The organism is Streptomyces nanshensis, assembly GCF_001751255.1.
Taxonomy (GTDB): domain Bacteria; phylum Actinomycetota; class Actinomycetes; order Streptomycetales; family Streptomycetaceae; genus Streptomyces; species Streptomyces nanshensis_A.
The window spans coordinates 314-2544 of record NZ_LJGW01000156.1; the positions used below are offsets into that span (position 1 = coordinate 314).

Annotated in this window: 2 protein-coding genes; both read right to left on the reverse strand. The window is 76.8% G+C overall.

What is annotated here, in order from left to right:
* Positions 1-1217, reverse strand: a 1217-nt coding sequence (locus AN218_RS09385) for a lycopene cyclase family protein (RefSeq protein WP_070016309.1), incomplete at its 3' end; no start/stop codon positions are given.
* Between the two features lie 36 nt (positions 1218-1253).
* Positions 1254-2219 carry a Rieske (2Fe-2S) protein gene (locus AN218_RS09390; RefSeq protein WP_070016310.1) on the reverse strand — a complete coding sequence of 322 codons (966 nt, stop codon included), beginning with the start codon at positions 2217-2219 and terminating at the stop codon, positions 1254-1256.
* Between the last annotated feature and the right edge of the window lie 12 nt (positions 2220-2231).

Genomic DNA, 2231 nt, shown 5'->3' on the forward strand with positions numbered 1-2231 from the left:
AGGCCGATCGCCCACTCCGCGGCCGGCGTCGAACGCCCTTCGAGGAAGCGCAGCACCCGGTCGGCCGGGTGCTGCCGGAAGAGGCCGGTGAGGAACGCGGCGCCGTCGACGCGTCCGGCCGCCAGCGCCCGCAGCAGTACGGCGTCCATCGTGCGGTGCCGCCAGGCGTGCGCCCGGGGCGGGAGCGGCGTACGCCCCGCACGGCAGTCGGCCGCCGCCGCGGCGGCCTGGCGCTGGATGGCGGTGAAGGCGTACCCGGTCGACGGCCGCACGGCGCCCGCCGCGGCACCGATACGGAAGACCGAGGCACCGGCACGGCGCGGGAAGACGCCGTCGGTCATCGGGATCACACCGTGCTCGGTGCCGGTGACGGAGAAGCCGCCCGCCAGCGCCCGGGTCTCCTCGGCGTAGCGGCGCAGCGCCGCCTCGTACGCCCGCGTGGGCAGCGGGGCGGACGAGAAGACCGTGTACTCGACCAGCGCCCGGTCCGCCGCGAGCGGCAGCAGATAGACGAAGGCCAGGCCCCGGCGCGGCTGCGGGGTGCGGAAGTCCATGAGCTGCGCGACGGACGGGTCGAAGCAGGGCCGCCCGGTCCGCACGAACCAGCCGTGGAAGTGCTGGAACAGAGTGGTGCGGGCGGGCGGCAGCCGCAGCGGCGGACGCGAGTCGAACACCCAGCGGCCCGTCAGCCGGAACGGCCGCCCCCGCGCGTCCACTCCGCCGACCTCGCCGCCGGGGACCTCCCCGGGGACGTCGCGGACGCTGCCGACCGTGCCGCTCACCCGGCGCACCCCGGTCGACGAGTCCAGCCGGGCGCCGAGTTCACGGGTGAAGTCCGTGGAGCGCAGCATCTTGTACGTCATTCCGTACGTCCGCGCTCCCGGGTCCCGGAACGTCGTACGGCCGTCGGCGCCGGTGACGGCGAAGCGCCGCCAGGACGCGGTGACCAGGTCGTCGAAGTCCCCGGGGCCCTCCTCCCAGAAGCACCAGGTACGGTCCGGGCTGCGTACGGGACCGGGCGGCGGCTCGACGAGGACGACGGACGGCGGGGCGGCGCCGGTGCTCGCTGCGGGGGCGGTGTCCGCTGCGGGTGCGGCGTTCGCGGTGCGCGGTGCGCCCGCGAGGCGCCAGGCCAGTGAGAGACCGGCGGCCCCCGCTCCGACCACGACGACGTCGGCGTCCCGCTCCGCACACGCCCTTCTCGCCCGTCCGCTCACTTCGCTCCCTCGCCCTGGTCTCTCGTCTCGGTCCCCTCACTGCGGGAGCCGTCCCTGGCTCCGCAGCTCCCAGCGGCGTTCCGCGTACGCGAGGTCGTCACGCCACAGCCGTGCCGCGGCCCGGCGCATCAGGGGGCGCAGCAGCGGAGCCGCACGCCGGACGGCGCCGAAGCCCCCGCGGTCGGACGTCGCGAGGACCGCCTCGATCACGGCGGTGCGGGGACGCGGATGCCCGGGCGGCGTCAGCGGCGTCGCGTGGGTCTCCACGACGGACGACCTGCCCTCGCCGTCGACGATGCGCATCACCACGGTGCGCGGCTCCGGAGCCGCGAACTCGGCGCGTACCGGGACTCCGAGACGGGCGGGCAGCCGGTAGGCGACGTCGACGAGGAAGCGGTCGCCGTTGCCCGGGCCGGGTTCCTGGCGGACCGTCAGCCGGGAGAAGGCGTACGGGTGGAACCAGGAGCCGTGCCAGGGGTCGAGCCGGTTGGCCACGATGTCCTCCGGTTCGCACCGTCCCGTCTGCGTGGCCACGGCGTCGAGGGTGCGCGCGGCGCTCGGCCGGGACGGCAGCACGGGGCGCGGCGTGGGCTCCTCGCCGCCCGCGCCGTCGAGGCGTACCCAGGCCAGCATGCCGTCGTCGTATGCGGGGAGGAGCCGCCAGTCCCCCAACCCGTCCTCGTCCAGGGCGAGTCCGTGCCAGCGGCACACGAGCCGCCCGTCGCACAGCGCGGCCTCGCGCAGCGGCGCCCCGAGATGGGGGCACGCGCCGGGGGCCGCGCGCAGCGCGCCCACCGGGTTCCGCCAGACGACGAGTTCGACTCCCGCGACCGTGCGGCCGACCGGCCGGTCGCGGGGTACGTCGCGGGAGGAGGCGAGCACGTACCAGTTGCCGGAGGGGCGGCGGACGGCGCGCTCCAGCGCCTCGGCGATGAGGGCGGGGCGGGCCGCGCGCCAGGTCGGCTCCTGCCGCTCCCAGGCGGAGGCGGGGAGCAGTCGCAGCGGTACGCGCCG